The organism is Pseudomonas yamanorum, assembly GCF_900105735.1.
Taxonomy (GTDB): domain Bacteria; phylum Pseudomonadota; class Gammaproteobacteria; order Pseudomonadales; family Pseudomonadaceae; genus Aquipseudomonas; species Aquipseudomonas yamanorum.
Window position 1 is genome coordinate 4,668,125 of record NZ_LT629793.1, and the last position, 22,797, is coordinate 4,690,921.

Genomic DNA, 22,797 nt, shown 5'->3' on the forward strand with positions numbered 1-22,797 from the left:
CTTAATGCAAAATCAAATCGGCGCACCAAAACAGAAGCTCAGCTTCAGTGATCCAAAAGTGCGTGCGTGGCTATTCCAGATCATCACGATTGTGGCGGTGGTCTCGTTGGGCTGGTACCTGTTCAACAACACGCAAACCAACCTTCAACACCGGGGCATTACCTCGGGTTTCGACTTTCTTGAGCGCAGTGCCGGCTTCGGCATCGCTCAGCACCTGATCGACTACACCGAATCGGACAGCTATGCCCGGGTCTTTGTGATCGGTCTGCTCAACACTCTGCTGGTGACCGTGATCGGTGTGGTCCTGGCGACCATCCTCGGGTTCATCATCGGTGTGGCGCGCTTGTCGCCCAACTGGATGATCAACAAGCTGGCGACCGTGTATGTGGAGGTATTCCGCAACATTCCGCCGCTGCTGCAAATCCTGTTCTGGTACTTCGCGGTATTCCTGACGATGCCGGGGCCGCGTAACAGCCACAACTTTGGCGACACCTTCTTTGTCAGCAGCCGTGGCCTGAACATGCCCGCCGCGTTGGTGGCGGACGGTTTCTGGCCGTTTGTGATCAGCGTGGTGGTGGCGATCATCGCCATTGTGTTGATGGCCCGTTGGGCCAACAAACGCTTTGAAGCCACCGGGGTTCCGTTCCACAAGTTCTGGGCCGGCCTGGCCCTGTTGGTGGTGATCCCTACACTGTGCGCACTGGTTTTCGGCGCGCCGCTGCACTGGGAAATGCCCAAGCTGCAAGGCTTCAACTTCGTCGGCGGCTGGGTGCTGATTCCCGAGTTGCTGGCGCTGACCCTGGCCCTGACCGTGTATACCGCGGCGTTTATCGCCGAGATCGTGCGTTCAGGCATCAAGTCCGTCAGCCATGGCCAGACCGAAGCGGCGCGTTCCCTCGGGCTGCGCAACGGTCCGACCCTGCGCAAAGTGATCATCCCGCAAGCCCTGCGCGTGATCATCCCGCCGCTGACCAGCCAATACCTGAACCTGGCGAAAAACTCGTCACTGGCCGCCGGTATCGGTTACCCGGAAATGGTTTCGCTGTTTGCCGGCACGGTGCTCAACCAGACCGGCCAGGCCATCGAGGTTATTGCCATCACCATGAGCGTGTACCTGGCGATCAGCATCAGCATTTCCCTGCTGATGAACTGGTACAACAAGCGCATTGCGCTGATCGAGCGGTGAGGAAACCTGCATGAGTACGCATACTTTCAAACCTGATATGCCGCCACCGAACAAAGTGTTCGGGCCGATGGCATGGATGCGCGCCAACCTGTTTTCCAGCTGGCTCAACACCCTGCTGACATTGCTGGCGTTCTACCTGATCTACCTGGTTGTGCCGCCGATCCTGCACTGGGCGATCCTCGATGCAAACTGGGTGGGTACCACCCGCGCCGACTGCACCAAGGAGGGCGCCTGCTGGGTGTTTATCCAACAGCGCTTCGGGCAGTTCATGTACGGCTACTATCCCGGCGACCTGCGCTGGCGCGTCGACCTGACCGTGTGGCTGGCCATCGTGGGCGTGGCGCCGTTGTTCATCTCGCGCTTCACGCGCAAGGCGGTCTACGGCCTGAGCTTTTTGGTGGTGTACCCGATCGTTGCCTACTTCCTGCTGCACGGCGGGATCTTCGGCATGACCAACGTGGCCACCAGCCAATGGGGCGGCTTGATGCTGACCCTGGTGATCGCCACCGTCGGTATTGCCGGGGCCTTGCCCCTGGGCATCGTGCTGGCGCTGGGTCGGCGTTCGAACATGCCGGCGATTCGTGTGGTCTGCGTGACCTTCATCGAGTTCTGGCGCGGCGTGCCGTTGATCACGGTGCTGTTCATGTCGTCGGTAATGTTGCCGCTGTTCCTGCCGGAAGGCATGGGCATCGACAAATTGCTGCGGGCGTTGATCGGCGTGATCCTGTTCCAGTCGGCCTACGTGGCCGAAGTGGTGCGCGGTGGCTTGCAGGCGATTCCCAAGGGCCAATACGAGGCCGCGGCCGCGATGGGCCTGGGTTACTGGCGCAGCATGGGCCTGGTGATTTTGCCCCAGGCGCTGAAGATGGTGATCCCGGGCATCGTCAACACGTTTATCGCGTTGTTCAAGGACACCAGCCTTGTGATCATCATCGGCCTGTTCGACCTGCTCAACAGCGTCAAGCAAGCCGCCGCCGACCCGAAATGGTTGGGCATGGCCACTGAAGGCTACGTATTCGCAGCCCTGGTGTTCTGGATTTTCTGTTTTGGTATGTCCCGCTATTCCATTCATTTGGAACACAAGCTGGACACAGGCCACAAGCGTTAGGAGTGTTGTGATGAGTGAAGCGATCAAACAGCCTGTGAGCCCTGAAGGCATTATTCAGATGCAGGGCGTCAACAAGTGGTACGGCCAGTTCCACGTGTTGAAAGACATCAACCTGAACGTCAAGCAGGGCGAGCGTATCGTACTGTGCGGCCCGTCGGGTTCCGGCAAGTCCACCACCATCCGCTGCCTCAACCGTCTGGAAGAGCACCAGCAGGGCCGCATCGTGGTCGATGGCGTGGAACTGACCAACGACCTCAAGCAGATCGAAGCGATCCGTCGTGAAGTCGGCATGGTGTTCCAGCACTTCAACTTGTTCCCGCACCTGACCATCCTGCAGAACTGCACGTTGGCACCGATGTGGGTGCGCAAGATGCCCAAGCGCAAGGCTGAAGAAATTGCCATGCACTACCTTGAGCGCGTGCGTATTCCGGAACAGGCCCACAAGTTTCCGGGGCAGTTGTCCGGCGGCCAGCAACAGCGCGTGGCGATTGCCCGTGCGCTGTGCATGAAGCCAAAAATCATGCTGTTCGATGAACCGACGTCGGCGCTCGATCCAGAGATGGTGAAAGAGGTGCTGGACACCATGATCGGCCTGGCGGAAGACGGCATGACCATGCTCTGCGTCACCCACGAAATGGGCTTTGCACGCACCGTGGCCAACCGCGTGATCTTCATGGACAAGGGCGAGATCGTTGAACAGGCGGCGCCGAATGACTTCTTCGACAACCCGCAGAATGATCGGACCAAGTTGTTCTTGAGCCAGATTCTGCATTGATGGGTGTTTGAATAAATAAACCCGGCCTGGTGCCGGGTTTATTTTTGCCATCAATCAAGTTGTCGTCAGGATCTCGTGCTCTTTATGTACCGTATGCACGGAATTGCGAAGATCTGCGCCTTCACTCAGGATTTTTGCTTCGACCAGCAAGTGGGGGTGACGCTCAAGCAAACGCATCAGGACTACCAGGGATTTGGGGGGCAATACCTCACCGCGCTCGTAACGAGATAAGGCGTTGTGGCCGCCACCCGATAGCAGTTGTACCGTTTCTTTTTGTGAAAGGTGCAGTTTGCGGCGTATGCGCTTTATCTCGGTGCCGACCATCTGCCTGAAACTGTGAACGATTTCATCGCAGTGGTCTGAATAGCGTTCCGCGTCTTCGGGGTCCAGGATCACCTCTCCACATGCCTGGCACTCCCATCCAGACAGATCGTCTATACGGCGATGCAAACCTTTGACTTCCGATGTTTCGCTACGTCCTGAAAAGTGATGCATTCCGTCATGCCTGCCGCAGCTGAAGCATTGCTCTGTTTTCATGGATTTTTCTCCTTGAAGGAGATCACCGGAGGTTTACCATCCGTGCGGTAGGTCACCTTGATGTAGATCTCCAGATCATGTGAGTGGATGTGATACACATCTTGCCAAACTCGATGGTCGTCATGAGTGGTCATCGACTTGTACAACATCGTGTTTTTCAACTCCAAAATGACCGCCTGCATTTGTTCGATGCTTAAATCAAGATCCTCGCCGCAACGGCGTGCGCTTTGAGTAAATGCTTTCTTTCCAAGCCGCCTGACATCCGCCTTTATCACCGCCAGATCGTAATGAGGTGTGTACTTTTCCATAAGACACCTGAGTCCAATAATTACCCTCTGAGGGTAATTTTACCAATCGAAAATACTGCTCCTTTGCCTCCTCAAGAACCCTAGTGCGTTGCCTTTGTAGGCAACTCCGAATAGGCTGTGGGAAAATTCATCCTATGATTGGATGAAAGGACGAAACCCATGACAGACATCGCCCCCCTGATCAAACGCTCCCTCGTCGATCAAGCCCTGGACCAGTTGCGCCAGCGCATTACCCAAGGCGTATGGGCCATCGGCGAGCGCCTGCCCACCGAGCCCGAGTTGTCTGCCGAGCTGGGGATCAGCCGCAACACCGTGCGCGAAGCCATGCGCGTATTGGCGTTTTCCGGATTGATCGAGATCCGCCAGGGTGACGGCAGCTACCTGCGCTCCATGACCGACCCTCTGGGCGCGATGAAAGCCATGTCCCACTGCACTTTGGCCCAGGCCCAGGAGACGCGGCAGATTCTTGAAGTCGAGGCAGTCGGCTTGGCCGCGTTGCGCCGCACTGATGAAGACCTGGTCGCTTTGCGTGCGGCGCTCAAAGCCAGCGGCGACCATTACCAAGGTGATCTTGAGCACTACATCAGCTGCGACCTGGTGTTCCACAAACGCCTGGTGGACGCGGCCCACAACCCGGCCTTGAGCGAGCTGTACCAGTACTTCTCCAGCATCGTCGGCGCGCAACTGCGCCAGACCCTGAACATCCAGCCGCGCCGGCAAGCGGTGTTCGACCTGCACGGCGCCTTGCTCGATGCCGTGGAACAACAGGACCCGGAACGCGCCAAGGCCCTGTCCCGGCAGTTGATCAATGAACCTTGAACCCGAGACCACCATGCCCCGTTCAGAAAATGCCCTTGAAGAATTGCTGATCGACGCCGAAGCCGATGACGATGAGGTCCAGCACAGCCCGCCGGTGGTGAGCCGTCCGTGGCTGTTGCTGCTGGGCCTGATCCTGGTGGCGCTGAACCTGCGCCCCGCGTTGTCGAGCATGGCGCCGCTGCTCGCTGAGGTCTCCCATAGCCTGGGGCTTTCGGCTGCCAAGGCCGGGTTGCTGACGACGCTACCGGTGTTGTGCCTGGGTCTGTTCGCACCGTTGGCTCCGATCCTGGCCCGGCGTTTTGGCGCCGAGCGGGTGGTGCTGGGCATTCTGCTGACCCTGGCCGGCGGCATCATCCTGCGCAGCTCATTGGGTGAGGTCGGGCTGTTCGCCGGGAGCCTGCTGGCGGGCGCGAGTATCGGCATCATCGGGGTGCTGTTGCCCGGTATCGTCAAACGCGATTTCGCCAAACAGGCCGGCACCATGACCGGCGTGTACACCATGGCCCTGTGCCTGGGTGCAGCGCTGGCGGCGGGTTCTACCGTGCCGCTGAGTCATTACTTTGGTGACAGTTGGAACATTGGCCTGGGGTTCTGGATTCTTCCGGCGTTGGTCGCGGCGTTGTTCTGGTTGCCACAAGTTGGCCAGAAACACGGCGCGCACCAGGTGGCCTATCGCGTGAAGGGCTTGTTGCGTGATCCGCTGGCCTGGCAGGTGACCCTGTACATGGGCCTGCAATCCTCTCTGGCCTACATTGTGTTTGGCTGGTTGCCGTCGATCCTGATCGGCCGTGGTCTGACCGCCACCCAGGCGGGCCTGGTGCTTTCCGGTTCGGTGATTGTGCAGTTGGCCAGTTCCTTGGCCGCGCCCTGGTTGGCCACCCGCGGCAAGGACCAGCGTCTGGCCATCGTGGTGGTGATGGTGCTGACCCTGGGCGGCCTGTTCGGTTGCCTGTATGCACCGTTGGACGGCTTGTGGGGCTGGGCGATTCTGCTGGGACTGGGCCAGGGCGGCACCTTCAGCCTGGCGCTGACCTTGATCGTGCTGCGTTCACGGGACGCCCATGTAGCCGCCAACCTGTCGAGCATGGCCCAGGGGATCGGCTACACCCTGGCGTCCATGGGGCCGTTCGCGGTCGGGTTGGTGCATGACTGGACCGGCGGCTGGAACGCCACCGGCTGGATTTTCGCGGTGATCGGCCTGGGCGCGATCATCGCGGGGTTGGGCGCCGGGCGTGCGCGGTATGTCGCCGTGACCAGCGAGAAGGTCTAGAGGTACAGCACTTCCATAGTGCTGGAACCATCGATATGCACGTCGCTGCTGAGGTCGAGATTGATCTTGGCAGCGATCACCGTATCGACCCTGACCAGGCTGCTCAGGGTCTGGAAGGCCGTCGGTCCGCTGGTGCTGCCGACGGTGTCGGTAAAGCCGAGAAAGCTGCGCGAACCGATGTCGATCGGGTTGCTGTTGGCGGTGCGCCAGGCGATCCCGCCGCTGGTGGACTCGGTGCCGTAAACCTCCGGCAGGCTGTCGATCACGGTCTGCTTGGGGTCGAAGGTCAGTGAGTACAAGCCGATCTTGTTGCCACTCGGGTCCAGGCCCAGCCCGTAGTAGATTTCGCTGTTGACGTTGGCGGTGCCGTCGCGGTTGTCGCTCATGCGCAGGGCGTAACGGGTCGCTGCCTCACAGTTGATGGTCACGCTCAGGTAGCGCACCGGCAGGCGTTTGCCGCGATCAGTGTTCAACTCCTGTTGGGAAATCTTGCCGTAGTCGATCAGCCCTTTGCTCGACAGCGCTGGTGTGCAGGCGCTGGGGGTGAGCAGGCCGGTGATGCCGAGTTCGACACTGGAGGCCGCCTTGGCGCCGGCGCTGAGGGTCAGCAGGGCAAGTGTTGCGAGAGAAAGCTGGCGTAGGTTCATGACCATACTCCTTGATCAGAGGTAGATGATTTCAATCGTGCCCGAACCGTCGAGCAGTACTTCCGTCCGCAGGTCCAGGCTGTTCATGGGCGACAGAACGGCGCGAACGCTGACCTGCCCGCTCAGGTTCTGGATCGCGGTGGGGCCGGCATTGCTGCCGGGTATAGCGGTAAAGCCGAGCAAACTGCTGCTGCCGATGGGAATGGGGTAGGCGCTGGAGCTGCTCCAGGCCGCGCCACCGGTGGTGGAGTCGGTGCGGTACACCTGGGGCAGGGCGTCGGCGCGCAGGTCGAAGGGGTCGAAGTAGAGAAAGTAGCGGCCGATCTTATTGCGGCTGTCATCGACGCCCAGGCCGTAGGCAGTTTCATCGGTGCCGCCGGTGGCCGAGCCTTTACGGTTGTCGTGCATGCGCAAGGCAAAGTGAGTCGGACCGTCGCAGCCGATACTCAGCAGCAGGCTGCGGGAGGCCAGGCCGGTTTCCTTGTCGGCGTTCAGGCTCTTGGCCCACATACGGCCAAAGTCGATGATGCCGCCGTTGGACAGAGTGGTTTCACAGGCCGCCGGGGCGAAACCGGCTTGCACCGACAGCTCCCGGGCGCGGCCGGTGGCGACGGCGTCGATCAACCCGGTGGCTTCCCAGGTCACCGCGTCGCGTACTTGCGTGGCGTCGGCCTGCGCCCAGGCATTGACCTGCAGTTGCGCCGAAAAGCTGCTGCCGGTGGTCGGCGCGCCGTCGCGCAACGGCACGATGGCCTGGTCGGGTCGCCAGTCGAGCGTCCTGCCCCTGGCGCTGGGCGCCTGGCCTTGCCCACCGGTCAACCCCAGTTCAACCGCCTGGCCGTCGAGTACCGCATCGCTGATGTGCACGCGGTAGCTGCCACGCTCGGTAAAGCGGTAGCGCTCGGCGGTCGCGGCCAGGGCCCGGTAGAACACGTGCATATCGGTGGGTGTCGGGCAGTTCAGGTTGAGGCTCAGGCGGCGCTCCCCCAGCACAATTTCTGCGCCGGGGTTGCGCTGCACGGCACGATTCATCACGCCGAAATCCAGGCGCGACTGGCTTAGGGTCAGTTGGCATTCATCGGCGTGCGCCCGGGCCTGGACGATGGCGCCCAGGGCCAATCCCAGCAGTAACATTCGCTTCATCACACTCTTCCTCATGGCGTCACACAACGCGCCGGGGCGGTTTCGAAATACACCTGCGGGTCGGCTTTTTCCGCGAGTTCAACGTGCAGTTCACAGCGGCTCATGCCGGGTGCCTTGACCCACAGGCGACGGGGATCCAGCACGTTCGGCAAGAACACCTGGCTGCCTTCCTGCACCAGGGTCACGAACTCGCCATCGGCGGTACTCACGGTGGCGCCACGGGGCAGTGGCGTACCGTGGTCGGTGGTCACCGTGAGCAAGGCGCGACGGGTCAGGGCCACGCCGAACTCCACGCGATCCACCGCACCGCGTCCGGCGCTGATGACGGCCAGGCCGTTGCTGATATCGGCATTGCGCGGCAGCGACTGGGTTTGTACTTCCACGGGGCTGCGCCCGTAGGCGGACACTTGCGGTACCACCGCCTGGCCCTGGAAGTCGGTCCACACCGGGCCGCTGGGCGTGGTGAGCTTGACCCCGGCCATCTCGCCGACAGACACCAGCGCAAAGGTGTCGCGCACCGGGTAAGGCGAGAAGGTCACGCCACCGCTGTGGGCCACCACCGCACCGCGCAGACCGCCCTGGTAGCTGGAGCGTTCGGCGTCCGAGCGGCTGTAGTTCATGTCCAGTTGTGCATAGCGCGGCAGATAGGACACGCCGAGGGTGGATTCCACTTGTTGGTCGCGGCTGTCGTGCTCGGCGCTGACTCGATAACTGAGTTGATCGTTGACCTGCTCGTTCACCCCCAGGCCGATGCGGTGCTCGCCACCGGAGTTGCGCACCCAGGAGCGACCGCGGCGGTTCTCGCCCAGTGGCACGCTCAGGTTCAGGTACACCGCGTTCTCGTTATTCTGCCGGCCGCTGACCTGCCATTCGGCACTGGCCGACAGCGACACACCGCGCACGCTGGTGCCCCAAGAGGCCAGGGCGCGGCTGCTGTTTTCGCCGTTGAACGTGGTGGTGCGCGACAGGCCGGCATTGAAGGCGCCCAGCCACGGATGGGCCCAGCCCAGGGCCAGGCTCTGCTGGTCGCGATAGCGGGTGCGTCGGCCTTCGTCGTCCCGTGAATCGTAGTAGGCGGCGTCTTCCAGCTCCCGGTAGCCCATGGTGCGGTGGGAGGCGCCGGCGGTGATCGACCATTGCAGGCCCAGGCGCTGGGACAGGCTCAGGTCGGTCTGTACGCCACGTTCGCCCAAGCGTTGGGCATCGGCTATCTGAGTCGACAGTTGTACCTGGCCGTCTGTCCATGGCAACAGGCCGAGGCTGGCACCCGTGGCACGGTAGTCTTCGGCGGCAAGCACGCCGGCCCCCAGGCTCAGGCGCGGGTTCAAGGCGCCGCTCCAGCCGCCGCTGATCACCCATGGGTCGTCGCCCCGTGTATCGCCGATATTGCGCACCCGGCCTGTCCCCAACGAGTAACCCGGCGCTGGCAGGCCGATGCCGAGCATCGCCGCCGGTACGGTGAAGCGCCGTTCTTCGCCGGTGCTTTCCTTGACCGTCACTTCAACGTCTGAGCGCGTGTTCAGGCGCCGTACATCCGTGAGGGAAAACGGCCCGGCCGGCACCACCGTGGAGTGAATCAGCGCGCCGTTCTGGCGCACCTCCACCTGGGCCGGGCTGTTGGCGATGCCGCTGATGGTCGAGCCCTGTTCCTGGTCCTGCAGGGCTTGTTCGGTAAACAGCTGCATGCCGGTGATCTGTGCGGATGACAGCACCGGGTTGTAGAGGTTGATCTGCCCGGCCTGCAACACCGCCTGCTGCTCGGCGAAGGTGCGCTGGGCATAGGCTTCCAGGTGGGTACTGCGGGACCGGGCGTCTTGCCAGGTCTGTACCTGGCGGCTGCGCACGATCCAGTCGCCCGCGTTGAACCCCACTTCGGTATTGGCCGAGCCGAAGCGACTGGCGTCGTCGCCATAGCGGTTGTACAAACCGGTGAGGTCGTAGTTGAGCAAGCCGGCGAATCCTCCGGTTTCATAACCGGACAGCTCACGTTGGCGTGGGCGCAGGGCATCGGTGGGCACCATCAGGCTCACGCTCAGGCTGGCGGGGTCTTGCTCCACCACGGTTTGCGGGTATTCGCCAAGGAAGTCATGGCAGGTGCTGTCGCCCAGCGGCGCCGGTATCACCAGGTCGGCGGCATCCAGCAACGGGCGGTCAAAGCACAGCGCGCCCTGGCTGTCGAACCGCACATCAAGGCGGCCACGGCGCTGGCCGTTCACCGTCAGGCTCACGGCGTGGCGGCCGCTGGTATAGCGCGGTGCGTCCAACAACAGGTAGGCCAGTTCCGGGTCGATACCGCGCTGGTGCAGGGTTTGCGCGTCGAAGGCATCGGCCCAGGCATCGGCCGACAGCAACGCCATGGTCAGTGGCAGCGCGGCCCGCATCCGGGCGGTGCGTAAAGGACAGTCGGGCACGGCTTCGCCAGCCGGGTCAGTGGTTACTGTGTTCACGTAAAGGCACTCAGGTTATGGAAGCCGGCAACGGTTGGCGGGCTCCCCGGTGACAGTCACAGGGCTGTCACTTCGTTATTCAGCGTTTGCGGCGGTTATCGGTGCTTCATAGGCGGCGACGGCGAAGCCGTAGACGGTGGCCGGTTGCAGGCGTACCCCCGTGGCGGTGTGGGGCGTGCTGAGCCGCAGGGTTTCGCCGGGCAACACATAAGTGCGCGGCAGCACCAGGCTCTGCTTGCCGGGCAGCAGTTGCAGCTCCTGGGCCAGGCGCACCACGTAAGGCGTGGGGTTGGCGACGTTCAGGTGGCCAGCGTTCAGCGACCAGGTCAGTCCGGTCCAGGGTGTGCGATTCGGCGCCAGGCCTTTGGGATGAATGATCACCGGCAGGTTCTGGCGCACGGTCACGCCCACCCGCGCATGGCCTGCCTGGGCGGCATCACGGTCCTTGGGCATGCCTTCGAAGATCACCCGTTTCAGGCGTTGGGTTGTCAGGGGCGTGGGGTTGCGCAGGATAAAGCGCACCAGCTGGCTTTTGTCGGCCTCGACACGGGACAGGGGCGGGGTGACGAACAGCAACGATTCGGTGTCTTCCGGAATGTCTTCGAGGGTGACGTGCAGCAGGGCCAGTTTGCCGTCGGTATTGGTCACCGACACCGAGGCTTCGCCGTCGGCTTCATTGACGATCACCACCGAGGTGTCGGGCACCATGCCGTCGGCGAACACCGGGGTGCTCAGCAGCCAGCCGAGGGCCAGCAAGGTTGGATAGGTCTTCATGACGCACTTCCTAAAATGATCACAGGGCTTAGAGGTAACGCAGATCCAGAACCAATGAGCCATCGAGGGGAACGTCTTGCCTGAGGGTCAGACGGTTCGCCGGGTGGATGGTGGTCTGTGCGCGGATCCGGGTGGTCAGGGTGACGATGGGTTCCGGAAACGGTCGGCCGGGACGGGCAAACCCCATCAGGGACTTGGGGTGGATCTCGGGTTGGGGGGACCAGAGACCGCCCTGGGGATTTGACACAAGTGACTGCATGACCTGGCCGTCCCCTTGCGCCGCTTCGAACGCCAGGTCGACATAACCCAATTGCTCCGCGGGCGCGTTGGGGTTTCTCCCCAGGCCGTAGGTAGTGTCCGGTGCGGCGGACGAATCTTCGCGGCTGTCCAGGCCAATCAGGCCAAACAACAAGGGGCCGTTGCAGTGGATCTCGACCTCCAGCCATTGGCTGTCCAAGGGGGTGGGTTCGTCCTGGTTCAGGGTATAGGCAGGGATGGTGCCGTGGTCGATGATGCCGCTGCCGGAGAGCGCGATGGTGCAGGAACTGGGAGTGACCAGGCCTGAGAGGGTCATCTCGGTGGCGGTGCTGGCAAACACGCTAGAGCCGGTGTTGAGCAATAACAGCGCCGCGCACAGGCGTAGGGTTCTGTTCATCATTCGGTCTTCAATGTGTTCGGTGCAAGTAAGGCGCCTCGCCGCGAACGGCGAGGCCGCGGGTTTACAGGTACTTCACTTCCAGCGTGGCCGAGCCGTCGATCGGGTGCTCATCGCTCAGGTCCAGGCTGTCGGCCCGGGCGATTTGCCCGTAGATCACCACATCGGAGATGACTTGCTGGATCGGCACCGGCAACCAGGCTCCCGAGGTTTTATTGCCGAAAGCCGCCAACGCGCTGGGTGGCAGGATTGCGTCCGCCGAGTCGGTCCAGGTCGTGCCGTTATCCATCGATTCCAGTACGGTGACGGCTGCGCTGTCGGCGACCGCGTTATTCAGCATCAGGTCGTAGGCGCCCAGCTTCTGCGTACCGTTGATCAACCCCAGGCCATAGTTGCCGCCGCTGGAGTTGGAGCCGGCGCGGTTATCGGTGCCCTTGACGGCGAACAGGGTGCCGCCATCGCAGGTGATGGTCAGTTGCAGGGTGGTGCGTGGCAGTTGTTTGGGGGCCGTGAGGTTCAGGTCTTTGGCGGAGATCTTGCCGTAGTCCACCACCCCTCCGCCGGACAGGCCAGGGGTGCAGGCATTGGGGGTAATCACCCCTTTGACGGTCAGGTCGACGGTGGACGCCGCCAGGGCAGAAGCGCTGGTGGTGATCAGCAGCGCGGTGGCCAGGGCATTGAGCGTAAGTTTCATGGGGCACACGTTTCCTTTCGAGTGGGGCCAGTTGAATAAAGGGTTACAGGTACTTCAGTTGTACGGTGGCGTGGCCGTCCAGCGGCACTTCATCGCGCACGGTCAAGCGGTCGGTGCCGTCGACCATGGTGTACACGCGCAGGTCGGCGCTGAATTGCCGTATCGCAATCGGGGTATTTGCACCGCCGTTGGTGGCAACAGAGGTCTGGGTGTAGTGGCCCAGGTAAATCGACGGATGCCAGGTTGCGCCGCCATCGATCGAGTTGATGGTCTTGACGGTGACGCCGTCCGCGACCGGGTTGAACAGGGCGAACGCGGTGGCGCCAAGTTTTTCGCCACTGTCCGTCAGGCCCAGGCCATGCCAGTAGTCGTTAATGGCCGAAGTACCTGCGCGGTTATCGATCGTGCTCAGCGCGAGAAACGTTGGCGCTTCACACAGGACTTCCATTTGCATGGTCTCTGGCAGCAGTGAGGTCGGGCTGTCGGTGTTGAGTTCCTTGGCCGGCATTTTTCCGTAATCCACCACGCCTCCGCCGGAGAGCATGGGTTCACAGGCATTCGGCGTGATGGTGCCCGTGACGGCGAAGTCGGTACTGCTGGCGGCGAGCACAGTGGGGGCCAGCAGCAAAGTGGCGAGAAAGACAGCGGGTGAGGAATTCATGGGCGAGCGGCACCTTTGGTTGCAGGGTCGATGGCGTAGGGGTTAGAGGTACGTCACTTCAATGGTGGCCGAGCCGTCGAGATTGACTTCGTTGCTCAGGTCCAGGCCGTCGGTGCGGTTGATGTAGCCGCTGTAGCTGATATCCGTCACCAGTTCCTGGGTCGGGCGAGGCGTGCTGACGTCTGCCAGGGTGGCCACGGAGAGCATCAGGCCGTTTTCAAAGGAGCTGTATTTCTCCCAGGTGGTGCCGTTGTCGAAGGAGGCGATGCTTTGCACGACTTCGCCGTCGGCCAGGGGGGCGCTCATGGTCAAGCTGTACGAGCCCAGCTTTTGGGTCCCGTTGATCCGCCCCAGCCCGAAACCGCTGGCATTTCCCGAGCCCGCACGGTTATCGGTCGCCTTCAGGGCGAAGACCACGGGCGCATCGCAGGTCACGGTCATTTGCAAATTGACCTTTGGCAGCGGGGTGATCTGGGTGGCGTTCAAGTCCTTGGCCGACATCTTGCCGTGGTCGATGACCCCGCCACTGGACAGGCTCGGCGTGCAGGCATTCGGGGTGATGATGCCCTTGACGGTCAGGTCCACGGTGCTGGCGGCGAAGGCGGGGGCGGTGCCGGTGATCAGCAGGGCGCTGGCGACGGCGATCAGGTGCTTGTTCATGGTTGTGTTGTCTCAGTGTTGGGTCAACGGACGGGTACACGTCACCGCAGCGCAGAAAGAGGCGCGGTTGGGCGTCGGGTCAGTTCGGATAGTTGGCCGCCAGGTGAAGTGGCGGGCTGCCCTCTTGGGGTGGGGCGCAATTTAGCGCCGGGGGGTGGAGGGGGAAATACAAGAATTACGACAATCCGCTATCGCTCTAGCTCGCCTGCGTCAAGTCGGAATAGGTGGGCGGAGCTGTAGGAAAAACTGTCTTTTCGTAGTTCTTGTATCGCAAGAGTGGTATTCATGTGGATAGCTTGATTCGGTAATGGGTGCCAGAAGGATGGGTTAAGGATCACCGTCGAGCGCACCCTCACCTGACGATAGGCCAGGGCCGCCCGACGGCCCTGGCAGGTCGGCACCGATATCGAGGTGGCCATGACGCCAAGCGTGTTTGCTGACGACGGTCCCAAGCAGCAAACGGTGCCATGGCGCAGTCCTCCTGCTCACTGGAAGCACCTGAGCGTACTGATCGTCGAAGACCATCAGGCCTATCGCGCCTTGATGGGCTGGTTCCTGCAAAAATTCGAAATCGATCACGAGTTGGTGTGCAACGGGCAGGCCGCGTTGACGGCCATCGCCCTGCGGCATTTCGACCTGGTGATCAGCGATTGCCGCATGCCGGTGCTGGATGGCTACAGCATGGCTCGTGAGATCAGGCGGCGAGAGGCCGTACACAGCCGCCCGCGTGTGCCGATCATTGCCTTGACCGCCAAACTTTCCCCGGATGATGCCCGCCGCTGCCTTGAGGCCGGCATGGATGCCTGGCTGCTCAAGCCGCTGACCCTGGAACAATTGCGTACGGTGCTTGAGCAGTGGTTGCCACAGCCGCCGGGCGCGAATGCGTACCCGCCTGCTACAGCTTTGCCCAGGGCGAACTGGCCAACCCGCGCCGAGCTGGTCAAGACCTTTGGTGATGAGCAGGTGGTGAACCAGATGTTGCGCACCCTGGTGCTGGAGGCCGAGGCTGATTACGCGGGACTGGTAGAGGCCTGCCGCATCGTCGACCGGCACGGGTTGGTCGACTGCCTGCATCGCCTGGCGGGAAGTCTCGCGTTTTTTGGTGAGACCGACCTGGATCGCTGCGCGGGGGAGTTGATCGAGCAGGTGCGCGAGCACGGCATTCGGTACAACTCGCGGGCATTGCAGCAGTTTGACCAGGACTTGGTGATGTATCTGCGCTATTTGACCGATTTATGACACTTTCAGCGATTTTTGTAGGGGGTATTACCTCTGTATGTGGGCATGGTTTGTAGGGCGTTTCCTTTTTTGTTGTAGGTAAAAAATCACCCACTTAAGAACACGGGACGCCATTGGAAACCGTGCCTGAGTGGGCGGTTGTTGCTGGGGTCGGACAGGGTTATTTTGCGCAAATCAATTTGCCATCATTCATGGATTTCTATGCTTCGCGTAATTATTGCTGACGATCATCCCATTGTTCGGATCGGGCAGAAGGTGGTGATCGAGGCCAATGGCAGGTGCAAGGTGGTCGGTGAGGCCAATGGCCCGGATGAGCTGCTGCGGGTGCTGGGCAGCACCCCGTGTGATGTGCTGGTGACGGACTTCGCCATGCCGGGCGGGCAGCAGGCTGACGGCTATGTGTTGTTGGGCTTGTTGCAACGCCAATACCCCGGGGTGCCGGTGATCCTGGTGACGATGTTCGCCAATATCGCCACCCTGCGTGCCTCGTTCGCCGAGGGCGCCCGAGGCATTGTCGCCAAGAGTGCATCGGCCAAGGAGTTGCCCTCGGCGATCAAGGCGGTCTGCGAGGGCAAGACCTTCGTCAGCGAGTCCCTGCGGACGCAGTTGGTGCAGGCGGGCACGGGCGATCAATCACAACCGCCGCAACTGTCCGGCAAGGAGCGCGAAGTGGTGCGCATGCTGGCCAGCGGCATGACCGTCAGCCAGATTGCCGCGCGGGTCAATCGCAGCATCTCCACCATCAGCAAACAGAAAAGCACCGCCATGAACCGGCTGTGTATCTCCACCGATGTGGATTTGTTCGCCTATGCTCGCAGCAGCGGAATGGTGCCCTGAAGGGATGGGATGAGGTATTCCTGGCGTTGATGCCAGTAGTGTTCCCGGGCCTTGGGGATTATCGTACCGACCATCCAAACCCCTTTTGCGGAAACTGCCCATGAGCGACGCCCATAACGCCCTGATCACCGAGTTCTACAGCGCCTTCCAGCGCCTGGATGCCGAGGCCATGAGCGCCTGCTACACCGACGACGTGGTGTTCAGCGACCCGGCATTCGGTGAACTGCGTGGCCGTGATGCCGGCGACATGTGGCGCATGCTGACCACCCGGGCCAAGGATTTTTCCCTGACCTTCGACAGTGTGCGCAGCGATGAAATCACCGGCAGCGCCCATTGGGTGGCGACCTACCTGTTCAGCGCCACGGGCAACACTGTGGTCAACGACATCCGGGCGCGCTTTGTGTTTCGCGACGGCAAGATCTGCGAGCACCACGACCACTTCGACCTGTGGCGCTGGTCGCGCCAGGCATTGGGCACCAAAGGGCTGTTGCTGGGCTGGACGCCGCTGGTGAAAAACGCCGTGCGGGCCCAGGCCCTGAAAGGGTTGAAGGCGTTCCAGGCCAGTCGTTGATAAGATTGGCGCTCCTTTGGTTTACCGAATTGATCCGTGACGACTCCTTCTGAAGCCAAGCCGTGGTTTGTCTACCTGGTGCGCGCCGCCAATGGCTCGCTCTACTGCGGCATCAGCAATGACCCGGTGCGCCGTTTTGCCATGCACCAGAGCGGCAAGGGCGCGCGGTTCTTTCTCTCAAGCCCCGCCGTGGCGCTGGTGTACACCGAGGCATGCATCAGCAAGGCCGAGGCGTTGCGCCAGGAACGGCTGATCAAGAAACTCAAGAAAAGCGCCAAGGAGTGCCTGGCGGCGATCGGCCCATCAATTTGACTGATAGGTTCCCATGCGCGCCTTTGCCGGGTTTGCAGGCTAAGCTGGACGCTCACTCATAGAGCGGAGCCTGGCATGACTGAGTTGATCCTGCACCACTACCCGCAATCCCCGTTTGCCGAAAAAGCCCGCCTGTTGCTGGGCTTCAAAGGGCTGTCCTGGCGTTCGGTGCACATCTCGCCGGTGATGCCCAAGCCAGACTTGACCGCCCTCACCGGTGGCTATCGCAAGACCCCGGTGTTGCAGGTGGGTGCCGATATCTACTGCGACACCGCGCTGATCGCGCGCCGCCTGGAGCAGGAAAAGTCCGCGCCGGCACTGTTTCCCCAAGGCCTGGAACTGGTCAGCCAAAGCTTCGCCGCCTGGGCTGATTCGACGGTGTTTTCCCATGCCGTGAGCCTGGTGTTCCAACCGGAGTCCCTGGCGGTCAAGTTCGCCAAAGTACCGCCGGAAATGCTCCAGGTGCTGGTGGCCGACCGCAGCAAACTGTTCAGCGGCGGCACGGCCACCCGTGTGCAGCTGGATCAGGCCAAGCATCAATGGCCGGTGATCATCGGTCGTATCAATCAGCAGTTGCAGCACCAGCAGGGCGACTTCCTGTTTGGCGAGCCGTCGATTGCCGACTTCGCCCTGGCGCACCCGTTGTGGTTCCTCATGGGATCGCCGGTGACCTCGCCGCTGGTGGAAACCTATCCTGCCGTGGCCGCCTGGCTGGCCCGGGTGTTGGGTTTCGGTCATGGCACGTCGAGCCAGATGAGCGCCGAGCAAGCCCTGGAAGTCGCGCGCAATGCCACGCCCGCCAACCTGCCGGAAGAAATCTTCGAAGACCCGAATGGCTTCAAGCCTGGCCAGCAGGTGACCGTCAGCGCCACCGATTACGGCACCGATCCGGTGGCTGGCGAGTTGCTGTTTGCCGGCCGCGAAGCGCTGATTCTGCGGCGCACCGATGAACGCGCCGGCACTGTGCATGTGCACGTTCCGCGCTTCGGATTTCGGATCCAACCGGCGTGACTGAAATTATTTTCAAATCAGTGTGAGGTAAACCTGTCGGCCATCCGTGTAGTGCTTGAAACTGCGATTAATTCGCATTAACAGCGTTTTTACACACGGGTTCTCAAGCATGAAGTCCAGGGCAACGTCGGCGGGTTCGGTTAAACATTGGCTGGGAGCCTCGGTATTGGCGGTTTCGGGGCTGGCGCTGCTGCCCCTGGGCGTAGCGCAGGCGGCTGAGGCGCAGCAGCAGAGCACGCTGTTCAACTTTGCCTTGGCCGCCAAGCCGCTGCCCCAGGCCTTGAGCGACTTCACCCGGGTGACCGGCATCAGCGTGGTCTACACCGACGAAGCGCCCTATGCCATCAAGGCCCCGGCCATCACCGGGCAGATGAGCGCGGCCCAGGCCATGCAACGGCTGCTGGGCAACTCCGGCTTCACTTTCCGCCAGATCGACGCCCGCACTCTGGCCCTTGAGCCACTGCCGACCGACGGCGCGCTGAACCTCGGCGCTACTACCATCAGCGGTGCCGCCCTGGCCTCGGATACCACCAGCTATCAGCCGCCGCCTACCAGTTCGGTGATGCGTTCCCACGGCCTGCTGCTGGAAACCCCACAAACCGTCAACGTCGTGCCGGCCCAGGTGATTCGCGATCAACAGCCGCGCAACCTCGACGACGCCCTGGCTAACGTCAGCGGTATTACCCAGGCCAACACGTTGGGCAGCACCCAGGACGCGGTGATGTTGCGTGGTTTTGGTGACAACCGAAACGGTTCGATCATGCAGGACGGCATGCCGCTGGTGCAGGGCCGCGCGATGAACTCCACCGCCGAGCGCGTCGAAGTGCTCAAGGGCCCGTCGTCGTTGCTGTATGGCATCCAGGATCCGGGTGGCGTGGTCAACATCGTCAGCAAGAAACCCGAGCTGACTCAATCCACTTCGCTGACGGTGCGTGGCTCGACTTTTGGTGACGGCAAGAACGGTAGCGGCGGCAACCTGGATACCACGGGGCCGATCGGTGACAGCGGGTTGGCGTATCGCTTGATCGTCGATCATGAAGACGAAGATTACTGGCGCAACTACGGCACACACCGCGAGAGCCTGATCGCACCGTCGCTGGCCTGGTACGGCGAAAACACCAAGCTGTTGTTTGCCTATGAGCACCGGGAGTTTCTCTCGCCGTTTGATCGGGGGACTGCGATTGATCCCAAGACCAACCACCCACTGGATATTCCGTCCACTCGCCGCCTGGACGAGCCCTTCAACAACATGGAAGGCCGCTCCGATCTGTACCGCTTCGAGGCTGACCATGACCTGAATGACGACTGGAAAGCCCACTTCGGCTACAGCTGGAACCGCGAGACCTACGATGCCAGCCAGGTACGTGTGGTGAAGGTCAACACCAACGGCACCCTGACCCGCAGCATGGACGGCACCCAGGGCGCATTGACCACGGATCGCTTCGCCACCGCCAGCCTTGAAGGCAAGGTCAACGTCGCCGGCATGCAGCACGACCTGACCTTCGGCCTGGATGACGAGTACCGCAAGATCTACCGGGCCGACCTGATCCGCCAGTCGCCCCGTGGCACGTTCAACTACAACGATCCGGTCTATGGCAATGAAGTAGCGGGCACCACCGTCAGTGCACCGGACAGCAACCAGATGGACCTGCTGCGCAGCGACTCGTTGTTCCTGCAGGATGCGATCCACCTCACCGACCAGTGGATTCTGGTAGGCGGCGCGCGTTATCAGATGTACGACCAATACGCCGGCAAGGGCGTCCCGTTCACCGCCAACACCGACGGCAATGGCCAGAAATGGGTGCCACGCGTCGGCCTGGTGTACCGCTACACCGACGAGCTGTCGTTCTATGGCAGCTACACCGAGTCGTTCAAACCCAACTCCACGATCGCGCCGCTGGCCAATAAAACGAGACTGGATGGCAGCCTTGAGCCGGAGCAATCGAAGTCCTGGGAATTGGGGGCCAAACTGGATATACCGGGCCGCATCACCGCCAGCGCCGCCCTGTTCAACATCGAAAAACGCAACGTGCTGGTGCAGGTGGGCGATGGCCTGACTTCGGTGTACAGCGTCGCCGGCAAGGTGCGCTCCCGTGGTCTGGAACTGGATGCCAGCGGCCAACTGACCGACAAGTGGAGCGTGATCGGCAGCTATGCCTACACCGATGCCGAGGTTACTGAGGACCCCGAATACAAAGGTAATCGCCTGCAAAACGTTGCGAAGAACACCGGCTCGCTGTCGGCGGTGTATGACTTCGGCAGCCTCTTGGGCGGCGACCAACTGCGGGTCGGTGCCGGTGCACGGTATGTCGGCGAGCGTTCGGGCGATGCGGCCAACAGTTTCGACTTGCCGGGTTACACAGTGGCCGACGCCTTCGCCACCTACGACACCAAGGTCGACGGTCAGAAGGTCAAGTTCCAGCTCAACGTGAAGAACCTGTTTGACCGTACCTATTACACCTCGGCCGTGAACACCCAGTTTGTCTCCATCGGCGACGCCCGTCAGGTGTCCGTCTCCAGCACCCTGGAGTTCTGATGAAACACTGGTTACTGGCAGCACTGCTGATCAGCGGCGCGGCATCGGCTGATGACTCGACCTACCATCGCGAACACCGGGTGACATTGCCCGGCTCCGGCCACAGTTGGGGTTTTGTCGGGCTGGACCCGACCCGGCCGTATCTGTTCCTGGCTCGCCGGGAAAACGGCCTGAGCGTGTTTGATGTGAAACAGCAGCGCCTGGTCGAGACGGTGGCGCAGTCCGAAGGCGCCAACGGCGTGGTGTTCGTGCCTGAGGTAGACCGGGTATTCGTGCTCAACACCGACGGCAGTCTGAGTGTGGTGCAGTTATCCACACTCACATTCCTGAAGCGCATCCCGGTGGCGCAAAGCAACCTCAACAGTGCGGTGTACGAGCCATCGACGGGCAAGGTGATTATCGTCAGTGGGCGTCGGGCGGATCGTTCGACGCTGTTTGAATTCGACCCGAAACAGGAACGAATCACCGGCGCCCATGAACTGGCGGTGAAGAAAATCGACCCGCTGCTGATCAAGGGCGACGGCAGCTTCTTCCTGCCGATGCGCGATGAAGGCAAGGTCGCCCGTTATTCGGCGAGCACCTTTGCGTTGCTCGACACCTGGCAGTTTGCCGATTGCCCCAAGCCCAGCGCATTGGCCCAGGACGTGGCGCGCCAGCGACTGTTTGTGGCGTGTCGCGGTGAAGTGCCGGTGTTGATCGTTGCCGACCGGAAAACCGGTGAAGTAAAGGCGAAGCTGCCGATCACCCGCGACGTCAACGCCCTGGCCTACGACGAGCAGCACCGGCGCTTGCTGATCCCCAGTGGCGTCGATGCCAACCTGACGCTGGTGGATCAAACGGATGCCGACCACTACGCCGTACGCGCCAGCGTCAGCACCTTGCCGATGGCCTACAACATGGCGTTCGACCCGGCGAGCCAGCGGGTATTCCTGCCGGCCATGGACTTTACCCAGCCGGCGCCGAGCAAGGCCGAGCCCAAGCCGGACCCGCTGTTTCATGCCAATACGTTTTCCGTAACGACCTACGGGCCTTGATTGACCGGGAGGAATTCCACAAGCTGCGCACTCTCGAAATTCAAGGACTACCAGGTTTATGCGGTTGGGACGATGGACACACGCCGGCGGGCTGCTGCTGGGCTTGAGCTTGTTGCTGGGCGGTTGCGCCACGGCACCGAAAACTTCCACCAGCGCCACCCTCGACCAGTTGCTGGCCGACCCGGCGTTGCACGGTGCCAGTGTGTCGCTGATGGTGCGCGACGCCCGCAGCGGCAGCACGCTCTACCAACACAACCCACGCACACGGCTGACGCCGGCCTCCAGTCTCAAGTTGCTGACCACCGCAGCGGCGATGGATGTGCTGGGGCCGCAGTATCGGTTTTCCACGCAACTGTTGAGCGACGGCATCCGCCAGGGCGCGGTGCTTAACGGCAACCTCTACCTGCGCGGCCTGGGCGACCCGACGATCCAGTGGGCGGATTACCAGGCACTGGCCGCCAGCCTGGCGCAGCAGGGCATCCGGCAAGTGCAGGGTGACCTGGTGTTCGATGACACGTTCTTCGACGCCGAGCGTCTGGGCACCGATTGGTCCCAGGACGATGAAAGCACCTACTACGGCGCGCAGATTTCGGCGCTGACGGTGTCGCCCAATGACGACTTCGATGCGGGCTCCCTGCTGGTCACAGCCAAGGCGCCGGTCGTGGCGGGGCGCCCGGTGACGGTGGATGTCAGCCCGGCGACCGACTACGTGCAGATCGGCAACCGTGCCGTCAGCGGCCCGGGCAACAGCTATGGGATCAATCGCCAGCACGGCACCAACCTGCTGCGCCTCAGTGGCGCATTGGCCCCGGGCAAGCAGAGTCGGCAATTGGTCAGTGTCTGGGAGCCGACGCAACTGGTGGCCAATCTGTTTGGGCAGGCGTTGGCGCAGCAGGGGATTGTCGTGCAGGGGCGTCGGATGATCGGGGGTGTGACGCCGACCACGGCGACAGTGCTCGCGATGCATGAGTCGGCGCCGCTGCAGGACTTGATCACGCCGTTGCTCAAGCTTTCCAACAACAACATGTCCGAGGCATTGCTCAAGAGCATGGGGCGCAAGACCGTGAATGCCGGTACGGCGCCTGCCGGTGTAGCGACGGTGGCTGGGTTCCTGAAGCGTCAAGGGATTGATACGGCAACGTTGAATCAGGTGGACGGTTCGGGGTTGTCCCGACGTAACCTGGTGTCGTCGCAGAACCTGACGGACGTGCTGCTGGCCGCCAGCAAACAGCCTTGGTTCAACGCCTGGTACAACGCCTTGCCGGTTGCCGGTAACCCGGACCGCCTGGTGGGCGGGAGCTTGCGCTATCGCCTGCGGGGCACGGCGGCGGAAAACAACCTGCACGGCAAGACCGGCTCGATGAGCGGCGTGTCGTCGTTGACCGGGTATGTCACCGATGCCAAGGGGCGCAAGCTGGTGTTTTCGATGGTGACCAACAATTACGTGGTCGCAGGCGCGCGGGTCAAGGCGCTGGAAAACCGTCTGGCCACGGCGCTGGCCAACAGCACGGACTATTGAGCACCGAAGATCAAATGTGGGAGCGGGCTTGCTCGCGAATGCGGTGGATCAGTC

The 22,797-nt window shown here is 62.0% G+C and carries 23 protein-coding genes; 13 read left to right on the forward strand and 10 right to left on the reverse strand.

Annotation, left to right across the window (positions count from 1 at the left end; genetic code table 11):
- Positions 1-4: 4 nt before the first annotated feature.
- From BLU46_RS21930 to BLU46_RS21940, 3 genes are read left to right on the forward strand one after another with little or no spacing between them, the layout of a single operon-like run.
- Positions 5-1,186, forward strand: a complete 1,182-nt coding sequence (locus tag BLU46_RS21930) for an amino acid ABC transporter permease (RefSeq protein WP_063027279.1) — start codon at positions 5-7, stop codon at positions 1,184-1,186.
- Positions 1,187-1,196: 10 nt separating this feature from the next.
- Positions 1,197-2,294 carry an amino acid ABC transporter permease gene (locus BLU46_RS21935; RefSeq protein ID WP_003216325.1) on the forward strand — a complete coding sequence of 366 codons (1,098 nt, stop codon included), beginning with the start codon at positions 1,197-1,199 and terminating at the stop codon, positions 2,292-2,294.
- A 10-nt stretch (positions 2,295-2,304) separates the two neighbouring features.
- Positions 2,305-3,069 carry an amino acid ABC transporter ATP-binding protein gene (locus BLU46_RS21940; protein ID WP_003171943.1) on the forward strand — a complete coding sequence of 255 codons (765 nt, stop codon included), beginning with the start codon at positions 2,305-2,307 and terminating at the stop codon, positions 3,067-3,069.
- Between the two features lie 54 nt (positions 3,070-3,123).
- Here the strand turns inward: BLU46_RS21940 and BLU46_RS21945 are convergent, their stop codons facing one another.
- Both BLU46_RS21945 and BLU46_RS21950 read right to left on the reverse strand, forming a co-directional pair.
- Complete coding sequence (locus BLU46_RS21945; RefSeq protein WP_093205360.1) at positions 3,124-3,606, reverse strand: type II toxin-antitoxin system MqsA family antitoxin; 483 nt, start codon at positions 3,604-3,606, stop codon at positions 3,124-3,126.
- Positions 3,603-3,914, reverse strand: coding sequence for a type II toxin-antitoxin system MqsR family toxin (locus tag BLU46_RS21950; protein WP_093205366.1), 312 nt, complete (start codon positions 3,912-3,914; stop codon positions 3,603-3,605). The genes BLU46_RS21945 and BLU46_RS21950 overlap by 4 nt, the downstream gene beginning before the upstream one ends.
- Positions 3,915-4,073: 159 nt before the next feature.
- On the opposite strand from BLU46_RS21950, the gene BLU46_RS21955 reads away from it, so the two are divergent.
- Positions 4,074-4,733 carry a FadR/GntR family transcriptional regulator gene (locus BLU46_RS21955; protein WP_063027283.1) on the forward strand — a complete coding sequence of 220 codons (660 nt, stop codon included), beginning with the start codon at positions 4,074-4,076 and terminating at the stop codon, positions 4,731-4,733.
- Positions 4,723-6,003 carry a CynX/NimT family MFS transporter gene (locus tag BLU46_RS21960; RefSeq protein ID WP_063027285.1) on the forward strand — a complete coding sequence of 427 codons (1,281 nt, stop codon included), beginning with the start codon at positions 4,723-4,725 and terminating at the stop codon, positions 6,001-6,003. Before BLU46_RS21955 ends, BLU46_RS21960 begins: the two co-directional genes overlap by 11 nt.
- On the opposite strand, the gene BLU46_RS21965 is transcribed toward BLU46_RS21960, so the two are convergent.
- The 8 genes from BLU46_RS21965 to BLU46_RS22000 all read right to left on the reverse strand — a co-directional run bounded on the left by BLU46_RS21965 (position 6,000) and on the right by BLU46_RS22000 (position 13,684).
- Positions 6,000-6,650: a DUF1120 domain-containing protein gene (locus BLU46_RS21965; RefSeq protein WP_093205371.1), complete on the reverse strand. Its 651-nt coding sequence runs from the start codon at positions 6,648-6,650 to the stop codon at positions 6,000-6,002. The two genes, BLU46_RS21960 and BLU46_RS21965, sit on opposite strands and share 4 nt — an antisense overlap.
- 15 nt (positions 6,651-6,665) lie before the next feature.
- Positions 6,666-7,793 (reverse strand): DUF1120 domain-containing protein, encoded by a 1,128-nt coding sequence (locus BLU46_RS21970; RefSeq protein WP_063027288.1) that lies wholly within the window; start codon positions 7,791-7,793, stop codon positions 6,666-6,668.
- An 11-nt stretch (positions 7,794-7,804) separates the two neighbouring features.
- Positions 7,805-10,174 (reverse strand): fimbria/pilus outer membrane usher protein, encoded by a 2,370-nt coding sequence (locus tag BLU46_RS21975; protein ID WP_063027290.1) that lies wholly within the window; start codon positions 10,172-10,174, stop codon positions 7,805-7,807.
- Positions 10,175-10,315: 141 nt separating this feature from the next.
- On the reverse strand, positions 10,316-11,014 hold the full coding sequence (locus BLU46_RS21980) for a fimbria/pilus chaperone family protein (protein WP_063027292.1): 699 nt from the start codon (positions 11,012-11,014) through the stop codon (positions 10,316-10,318).
- Positions 11,015-11,042: 28 nt separating this feature from the next.
- On the reverse strand, positions 11,043-11,669 hold the full coding sequence (locus tag BLU46_RS21985; protein ID WP_231988828.1) for a DUF1120 domain-containing protein: 627 nt from the start codon (positions 11,667-11,669) through the stop codon (positions 11,043-11,045).
- 64 nt (positions 11,670-11,733) lie between these two features.
- Entirely contained in the window at positions 11,734-12,363 is a 630-nt protein-coding gene (locus tag BLU46_RS21990) for a DUF1120 domain-containing protein (RefSeq protein ID WP_093205375.1), read from the reverse strand.
- Between the two features lie 43 nt (positions 12,364-12,406).
- A complete protein-coding gene (locus tag BLU46_RS21995; protein ID WP_063027297.1) occupies positions 12,407-13,024 on the reverse strand; it encodes a DUF1120 domain-containing protein in 618 nt (205 codons plus the stop codon).
- Positions 13,025-13,066: 42 nt separating this feature from the next.
- The gene (locus tag BLU46_RS22000) at positions 13,067-13,684 is read right to left on the reverse strand and encodes a DUF1120 domain-containing protein (RefSeq protein WP_093205379.1); all 618 of its coding nucleotides are present in this window, start codon (positions 13,682-13,684) and stop codon (positions 13,067-13,069) included.
- Between the two features lie 417 nt (positions 13,685-14,101).
- Between BLU46_RS22000 and BLU46_RS22005 the strand changes: the two genes are divergently transcribed.
- From BLU46_RS22005 to dacB, 8 genes are all read left to right on the forward strand, one after another.
- Positions 14,102-14,923 carry a response regulator gene (locus BLU46_RS22005; protein WP_093205383.1) on the forward strand — a complete coding sequence of 274 codons (822 nt, stop codon included), beginning with the start codon at positions 14,102-14,104 and terminating at the stop codon, positions 14,921-14,923.
- Between the two features lie 201 nt (positions 14,924-15,124).
- Positions 15,125-15,760 (forward strand): response regulator transcription factor, encoded by a 636-nt coding sequence (locus tag BLU46_RS22010; protein ID WP_093205387.1) that lies wholly within the window; start codon positions 15,125-15,127, stop codon positions 15,758-15,760.
- A 100-nt stretch (positions 15,761-15,860) separates the two neighbouring features.
- Positions 15,861-16,331 (forward strand): nuclear transport factor 2 family protein, encoded by a 471-nt coding sequence (locus BLU46_RS22015; RefSeq protein ID WP_010170354.1) that lies wholly within the window; start codon positions 15,861-15,863, stop codon positions 16,329-16,331.
- 36 nt (positions 16,332-16,367) lie between these two features.
- Positions 16,368-16,643: a GIY-YIG nuclease family protein gene (locus tag BLU46_RS22020; protein ID WP_063027301.1), complete on the forward strand. Its 276-nt coding sequence runs from the start codon at positions 16,368-16,370 to the stop codon at positions 16,641-16,643.
- Positions 16,644-16,718: 75 nt separating this feature from the next.
- Positions 16,719-17,654, forward strand: coding sequence for a glutathione S-transferase N-terminal domain-containing protein (locus BLU46_RS22025; protein ID WP_063027302.1), 936 nt, complete (start codon positions 16,719-16,721; stop codon positions 17,652-17,654).
- Between the two features lie 109 nt (positions 17,655-17,763).
- The gene (locus BLU46_RS22030; RefSeq protein ID WP_093205391.1) at positions 17,764-20,190 is read left to right on the forward strand and encodes a TonB-dependent siderophore receptor; all 2,427 of its coding nucleotides are present in this window, start codon (positions 17,764-17,766) and stop codon (positions 20,188-20,190) included.
- Positions 20,190-21,224 (forward strand): YncE family protein, encoded by a 1,035-nt coding sequence (locus tag BLU46_RS22035; RefSeq protein WP_063027306.1) that lies wholly within the window; start codon positions 20,190-20,192, stop codon positions 21,222-21,224. The genes BLU46_RS22030 and BLU46_RS22035 overlap by 1 nt, the downstream gene beginning before the upstream one ends.
- Before the next feature lie 58 nt (positions 21,225-21,282).
- Entirely contained in the window at positions 21,283-22,743 is a 1,461-nt protein-coding gene (dacB, locus tag BLU46_RS22040; protein WP_093205395.1) for a D-alanyl-D-alanine carboxypeptidase/D-alanyl-D-alanine endopeptidase, read from the forward strand.
- Positions 22,744-22,797: the final 54 nt, after the last annotated feature.